This is a genomic window from Candidatus Saccharimonadaceae bacterium ML1 (assembly GCA_030253535.1).
GTDB classification, from domain to species: Bacteria; Patescibacteriota; Saccharimonadia; order Saccharimonadales; family Saccharimonadaceae; genus Saccharimonas; species Saccharimonas epibionticum.
Genome location: CP124550.1, coordinates 857,399 through 864,133 on the forward strand (window position 1 = coordinate 857,399; position 6,735 = coordinate 864,133).

9 protein-coding genes are annotated in these 6,735 nt (G+C 47.3%); 3 read left to right on the forward strand and 6 right to left on the reverse strand.

Annotation, left to right across the window (positions count from 1 at the left end; all coding sequences use genetic code 11):
• The first annotated feature begins 5 nt into the window (after positions 1-5).
• The 3 genes from SEML1_RS04470 to SEML1_RS04480 are packed head-to-tail and all read left to right on the forward strand — an operon-like array spanning position 6 to position 2,438.
• Entirely contained in the window at positions 6-953 is a 948-nt protein-coding gene (locus tag SEML1_RS04470; protein ID WP_376754014.1) for a glycosyltransferase family 2 protein, read from the forward strand.
• Entirely contained in the window at positions 937-1,347 is a 411-nt protein-coding gene (locus SEML1_RS04475) for a GtrA family protein (protein ID WP_376754015.1), read from the forward strand. The genes SEML1_RS04470 and SEML1_RS04475 overlap by 17 nt, the downstream gene beginning before the upstream one ends.
• On the forward strand, positions 1,347-2,438 hold the full coding sequence (locus tag SEML1_RS04480; RefSeq protein ID WP_376754016.1) for a glycosyltransferase family 4 protein: 1,092 nt from the start codon (positions 1,347-1,349) through the stop codon (positions 2,436-2,438). Before SEML1_RS04475 ends, SEML1_RS04480 begins: the two co-directional genes overlap by 1 nt.
• Here SEML1_RS04480 and SEML1_RS04485 read toward each other — a convergent pair.
• The 6 genes from SEML1_RS04485 to rpmH all read right to left on the reverse strand — a co-directional run bounded on the left by SEML1_RS04485 (position 2,427) and on the right by rpmH (position 6,455).
• Positions 2,427-3,785, reverse strand: a complete 1,359-nt coding sequence (locus SEML1_RS04485) for a TIM44-like domain-containing protein (protein ID WP_376754017.1) — start codon at positions 3,783-3,785, stop codon at positions 2,427-2,429. The two genes, SEML1_RS04480 and SEML1_RS04485, sit on opposite strands and share 12 nt — an antisense overlap.
• A 21-nt stretch (positions 3,786-3,806) precedes the next feature.
• Positions 3,807-4,388 carry a LemA family protein gene (locus tag SEML1_RS04490; protein ID WP_376754018.1) on the reverse strand — a complete coding sequence of 194 codons (582 nt, stop codon included), beginning with the start codon at positions 4,386-4,388 and terminating at the stop codon, positions 3,807-3,809.
• 41 nt (positions 4,389-4,429) lie between these two features.
• Entirely contained in the window at positions 4,430-4,891 is a 462-nt protein-coding gene (locus tag SEML1_RS04495; RefSeq protein ID WP_376754019.1) for a Jag family protein, read from the reverse strand.
• A gap of 8 nt (positions 4,892-4,899) precedes the next feature.
• The gene (locus SEML1_RS04500) at positions 4,900-5,844 is read right to left on the reverse strand and encodes a YidC/Oxa1 family membrane protein insertase (protein ID WP_376754020.1); all 945 of its coding nucleotides are present in this window, start codon (positions 5,842-5,844) and stop codon (positions 4,900-4,902) included.
• A gap of 70 nt (positions 5,845-5,914) precedes the next feature.
• Positions 5,915-6,259: a ribonuclease P protein component gene (gene rnpA, locus SEML1_RS04505; RefSeq protein ID WP_376754021.1), complete on the reverse strand. Its 345-nt coding sequence runs from the start codon at positions 6,257-6,259 to the stop codon at positions 5,915-5,917.
• A gap of 58 nt (positions 6,260-6,317) precedes the next feature.
• Positions 6,318-6,455 (reverse strand): 50S ribosomal protein L34, encoded by a 138-nt coding sequence (rpmH, locus tag SEML1_RS04510; RefSeq protein WP_146424155.1) that lies wholly within the window; start codon positions 6,453-6,455, stop codon positions 6,318-6,320.
• Positions 6,456-6,735 lie beyond the last annotated feature (280 nt).

Below are 6,735 nucleotides of genomic sequence, written 5' to 3' on the forward strand. Positions count from 1 at the left end.
ATCCCATGAAAAAGACTATCTCTGTCCTCATTCCTGCCTATAACGAGCAAGCTGTGCTCGCGGCGCTTTTTGAGCGGCTTGATGCGCTTACAGCATCGGTCAAGGGCTATTATTTCGAATTCCTTTTTGTCAACGACGGCAGCCGCGATGAAACGCTTGAAATCATCAAGCGGTACGCCAAAACTAACCGTCGCGTGTCATATATCAATCTATCACGCAATTTTGGTAAAGAGATTGCTATGATCGCCGGCATTGACCACGTACAAGGCGATGCACTCGTCATCATTGACGCCGACTTGCAAGACCCGCCCGAGTTAATCCCTGATATGATTAAGCTATGGGAGCAGGGCTACGACGACGTCTACGCGCGCCGCAAAAGCCGCGATGGCGAAACCTGGCTCAAAAAGAAAACCTCGCAGTGGTACTATAAACTTCTGCAATCATCAACCACGATTCCGATTCAAATCGACACCGGCGATTTTCGCCTGCTTGATCGCCGCTGCATTGATGCGCTTAAACAATTTCGCGAATCGCAGCGCAATACCAAAGCCATGTTTAGTTGGATCGGTTATAAAAAGAAAGAGATTTTTTATGACCGCGATCCGCGCATCGCCGGCGAAACGAAGTGGAATTACCGCAAACTTATTAATTTAGCAATCGACGGTATTACTAGCTTCACGACCGCGCCGTTGCGCATCGCTTCGGTTTTCGGACTAATCGTATCGTGCTTGGCGTTTTGCTACGTATTATACCTCGTGATTCGTCCATTATTTGGCGTGCCAACTGGCGCCGGCTATTCATCGCTGATGGCAGTAATTTTATTCATGGGCGGCGTGCAAATGATCTTTCTCGGCATTATCGGCGAATACATCGGCCGAATTTTCAACGAGACAAAACAACGCCCGCTCTACCTCATTGAGGAGTATCACCAAGCGCATGATAAAAAACAATAAAATCATTCGCTTCGGCATCGTCGGCGCAATCAACACTGCGCTTGATTTTGGGCTGCTGCTTTTGTTTACGCACCTTGGGCTGCCAAAAATCGCTAGCAATACCCTGTCGACCGGGATGGCCTTTATTTTTAGTTTTTTCGCCAACAAAAAATATACCTTTCGTTCAAGCAGCGGTAATGTTAAACGCGAGATAGCGCTATTCACTATCGTGACACTGTTCGGGCTATGGGTATTGCAAAACGGCGTTATCTGGTCAATCTCACCGTTATGCGCCGCGTTACTGCATAACGAATCGCTTGCGCTTCTCGCTGCAAAACTCGCCGGTACAATCGTATCGCTTACCTGGAATTATCTCACGTATGATATATTAGTATTTCGAAAGGATATCACGTAATGCATATTGCAATTGACGCGCGCGTTATTAACTCCGGCACAGGTACATACATCGTTAAGCTGCTGGAGTATTTGCAGCAAATTGACAACGAAAATTCTTATAGCATACTCGTACGCGCTAAGGACAAGCACTACTGGCAGCCAGCAAGACCAAACTTCACCGTGCGCATAGCGGAGTTTGATAACTATTCATTCGCCGAGCAGATCGGCTTCAAGCGTTACCTCGACGAACTCAAACCGGATTTAGTGCACTTTTGCATGCCGCAACAGCCGATTTTATACCGCGGCAAGCACGTTACGACTGTGCACGATATGACATTGTTCAAAACCTACAATTCCGACAAAAATTGGTTGCTATATCATGCTAAGCAGCTCGTTGGACGCTTCGTGTTTAAGCGTGTGGCGCATACAAGCAACCATATTATCACAATCTCTGAGACGACTAAGCGCGAATTTCAAGCGTTTACGAACATTCCCGACGACAACATAACGGTGATTTACGAGTCGGGCGAAATTCATAAGGGGGCGCTTAAACCGTATCGCGAGTTGCCATTTCATAACTTTATCATGTATGTCGGACAGCAGCCAGATTATAAAAACCTCCGGCGTTTAGCGGCCGCGCATCAACAATTACTGAAAAAATACCCCGATCTAGGGCTGGTATTTGTCGGGCGTATGAACCGCGACACGAAGATAAACAAAGCGTTTTATGAAAAACAAGGCTATCGCAATATTCACTTTACAGGATTCTTGCCCGACGAACAACGCGACTGGCTACTCACGAAAACTGCTGCATATGTTTTTCCATCGCTCATGGAAGGGTTTGGCTTGCCGCCACTTGAAGCGATGGCATACGGTACGCCAGTCGTTAGCAGCAATGCGTCATGTATGCCCGAGATTTTAGGCGATGCCGCCGAATATTTCGATCCGCTTGATACCGACGATATGGCCGCTGCAATTGAACGTGTCATTACTAATCCAAAAAGACGCCGCGCGCTCATTAAAAAAGGCACGGTGCAAGTCGCCAAGTATTCCTGGCGGCGTATGGCGGAAGAAACACATGCGGTGTATATGAAAGTGCTACAGCCGTAGTTCTTTGAATGCTTTATGCACCAAATCAAGCATTATGCCGTAGGTCGCAACATCGGTGCCACGCTCATCGGTATAGAGATAGATTACGTTGTCTACCACTTCAATCGTCACCGCGAACGGCAGCGCCGCGAGCTGTTCCATATACGTTGGATTAAGCAGTTCAAAACTTGTCGCCTGCTCAGCATTTGACGCGTACACTTCATACTGCTGATTAAATTGAATCCACTCGGTTTCAATACGCTCTAATCCACGCGTGTTAATATTTGAGCTCTGTTTGCGGTGGACGATAATGTTACCGTACGTTTTTGGTACATTCACCTGCGCAATTACCCGCGGCTGCGCACCATTAAATGCAGCGTACGTGTATAATTGCACTAACAGCGACTCTTTATACAACCCCACGGCATGGTTATTAATATCTGAGACGCCAAACTTTGCCTGCCCAAACAATTGTCCGCGCTCCGGTATGAATAGCCAACCCATATCAACGCTGTAACAATACTTATTACGCGCCGCAAACGCCGCCAGCTCATTATTATAGGCATCCATGTCTGCTGTTGCCTGACCGATATCGGCAAGCAGCCATGTTGATCCGCTCCGTGCAAATGTCCAATATTCCGTGAATGAGCTGTTGTCTGTAAAAATCGCCGCGTTTGCCGCCGTATTGATAAGCGTATCTTTAGCGCGCGCCGTAATACCTATCGTCACTCGGTCGTTCGCGTCATTCTGGTCATCATGAACCTGCATAACAACTGCTTCATCAATCACAATATCTTCCATCGTGTTTGTGCGCTGCATTAGTTGCAACGTGTATATAAAGAGCGATGCGTGGTAGTGATAACCCTCGGTCATATATTGCTTCATTGATTCGGTATCTTGGCGCGACCAATCGTACTGATAGCGCATAAATGTCTGTTTAGCAAAATCAACAAGCTGTGCCTCATCCCACATTGGATCGTTTGCTGCTGCTCGCTTGAGTCGCTGTTTGACCTCCGCCGACTGCTTCAGCACTTCGCTAAACCAATTAAATAAGCCAGCTGGCGCACCAATAATTGCCCCTAATGCGACAATAGAACCAAAGAAGCCGCTACCAAACATCGCGAAACACGCAATCGCCCATATAATAGACAGTGGCCATGTAATCACATGAGCGAGCAACGATGCAGCGCCAGACTCTGACGGTAATTTGCGGCGTAAAAATGCGCCAAGTCCGTGTGTCGGCACGTAACCGACTAGCGCAAGAAAGACAATCCCATCGCCATCGCCTCCTGAAGAGCCACCGCCGCCCGATCCGCCGCCGCCTGCGCGCGCAAAAAGCTCAAGGGCTGCGGATATAATCTGAACCATTGAGCTTTTCCTCTGCTTTTACTAAAACTTTACGTTGACCGGCTGTTCAACTGCAGCGCGCTCGCTCTCGCTGACGTCAAAGAATTCTTTATCAGCGTGAAATCCGAGCATACCGGCAAAAATATTCGTTGGGAATACTTTGCGTTTAGTGTTAAATTGCGTAACGACCGCATTGTAAAACCGGCGCGATGCGGCAATTTTATCCTCCGTGTCGGTAATCTGATCTTGCAAATCCGTGAAGTTCTGCGACGCTTTCAATTCTGGGTAGTTTTCCGAGACCGCAAACAGGCTCTTAAGGGCACTTGTTAGCTCGCCGTCTGCTTTAGCAGCATCATGCGGCGTTGTTGCGTTCATAATTGACGCGCGCGCTTCGGTAACTTTTTCAAATACGCCTTTTTCGTGTGCAGCGTAACCTTTAACAGTTTCTACTAAGTTTGGAATCATATCGGCGCGCCGCTTCAATTGCACCGTGATACCGCTCCATGCTTCTTCAACTTTAATATTAAGCTTAACGAGTCCGTTATACATTGCGATCAATGCGCCGGCAATCGCTACAACCGCCACAATAACAACGAGCAAAACTACTAACAATACACCTGTCATACCTATTATCCTTTCTTACGCTAGGTTATATATGTAGTATATCATGAACTAGCCTGTGCAATCACGATGTAGCGATCGCGCCCTTCGCCTTCGGAATAGGTGCGAATATCGCTATATTCAGTAGCGACGCGGTGCACGATTCGGCGGTCGGCAGCATTGATGTGCGCAATGTGCGAGTCGCCGCTGCGGCGCACTTCTTCAATCCAACCGCGCGCTTTTTCGGCAACTTTCTCTTCACGTTGCTTTTTGTAGTTTGCAACGTCAACGACAGCGTGCGTAAGCGCTGCACCTTTATTATGAAGCGCTGTCATCACAATATATTGAAGACTACGCAATGTTTCGGCATTATGCCCGATTAGGATACTGTTCAAATCGCTACTTTCAACGGCGAGCGCAATCATATCGTCTTCAATATGCGCTTCAACGGCAATATTTTCGCCGAAAAACGACACAATATCCTCAACGAGCTTGCGTGCAAATTCAACTGATTCTTCTCGATCCATAGCTTCTCCTATCCTTTCGCTTTTATCCGCGTGACATGACCCTCGCGCGCCTGTTTTGCGCGTTCGGCGCCTGTTTTCTTGCGCTGATTTTTTTCTCCTTTTGTCGAGCTTTTTTTGGTTTTTATCGCTTCGTCGGCAATTTCATCAAGTTCGCCAACATCTTTTTTCAAGAGGTAGTGTTGTTGTGCTACTGCCGATAAGTTTGAAATCGTGTAATAGAGCGCAAGCGCGCCTGGCAACCCTACCATAATCATAAACATCATAACCGGCATAAATTTCATCATGCCGCGCGTCATTGCGCTGCTCATCTCGCTCGGGTCAGCTTGTTTGCCGTCTGCTGCCTCCGCCATAAGATCGCGCAGTTTTTTGCCTTTGCTATCTGCCGGCATAGTTTGTCTCGACATAACATACTGCGTCAGTGCCGAAATCACCGCTAGGGCAAGGAGCACCAAATCAACGCTACCGTTGCTAAACGTTGTTTTCGTCAAATCAATAAACCCAAGCATCGTGTGATTAAAGTTCTCGGGGTGCTCAATCACCGCTTTGATCGCATCAATATGCTTAAACGGCTCGTAAATATGCTGCGCTACCTGATCGCGGTGCAAGGTAATGACACGGATCACCTGGAATAATGCGATGAAAATCGGCAGCTGGATAATTAAAATGAAAATAGAGCGCAGCGGCTTAATGCCGTAGCGCTTGTACAGCTCCATCTGTTGCAGCGCTTCAATTTGCTTATTACCCTTAGCGTTTTTCTTAATTTTCGCTAATTCCGGCTGCAATTTGCGCATCGCTTTTGTTTGGTGCAACTGGTTTTTCACGAGCGGATACATTAACAGACGTACGATAATTGTAAAAATAATGAGCGCAACACCGAAATCGCCGCCAGGCACGGCACTGTAAATGAGCATCAGCGCATTGAAAATCGGATTTACTACGATCGTCTCAAACAAAACATCTCTCCTCGTCGTATTATCTAGTGTAAGTATACCATCTTTTCGCCGCTTTACCTATTTCGCTCCATTATCGAGGACACGCCTGGCGAAGCAGCTGCACGACGAGCGAATCAAGCTCGACGGCGGGCATCGTTAGCACCTCGGCGCTTGTAACAATCACTGCCAGATCGCCAGCGTTTGACAAATTCGGCAATTCCCGGCGGATACATTCGTATATGCGGCGGCGGATTCGGTTGCGCCGAACAGCCGATTTATATATTTTCTTACTTACTACCACCGCAAACCGCGGATATTTTCGACGCGGATTAGCAATATATTTCACCGTTAAACAACGCGAACGAATTGCTCTCCCGTTGCGGTAAAGGTAACCGAGGCTGCCGTGCCCGTGAAATCGATAGGTTGCTGCAAGCATACTAAAGTATTATAGCAATAATAACGCCGCTTCTTTGCTAGCGGCGTTATTACCCTCTTTAGAGCGCGATCCGAGCGCGACCTTTCGCCTGGCGGCGTTTGAGAACGGCGCGTCCAGCTTTAGTCGCCCGGCGCGCACGATAACCGTGTGTTTTCGCGCGGTGGCGAGTGTGTGGTTGATATGTTCGCTTTGGCATATTATCGGTATTATAGCAAAAATTATCGCTCAGTTCAATATAGGCTTGCTTTGTTGTCGAAAATATCGCACAGTTATTGATTCTTATCCACATTTTTCGTATAGTTATCCACAACTTTACAGAGGTAATTGTAAAATGTGGATAAATCTTACCTCTGTACGTACCCGCCTATTCATGCGTCTATTTTTGTATGCATAACCAGTTGTGGAAAACTATTTTTTTCGCTATGATGAAGTATACGAATACAGAGTGACAGCAGAGAGGGTAGATTACTGGTTAT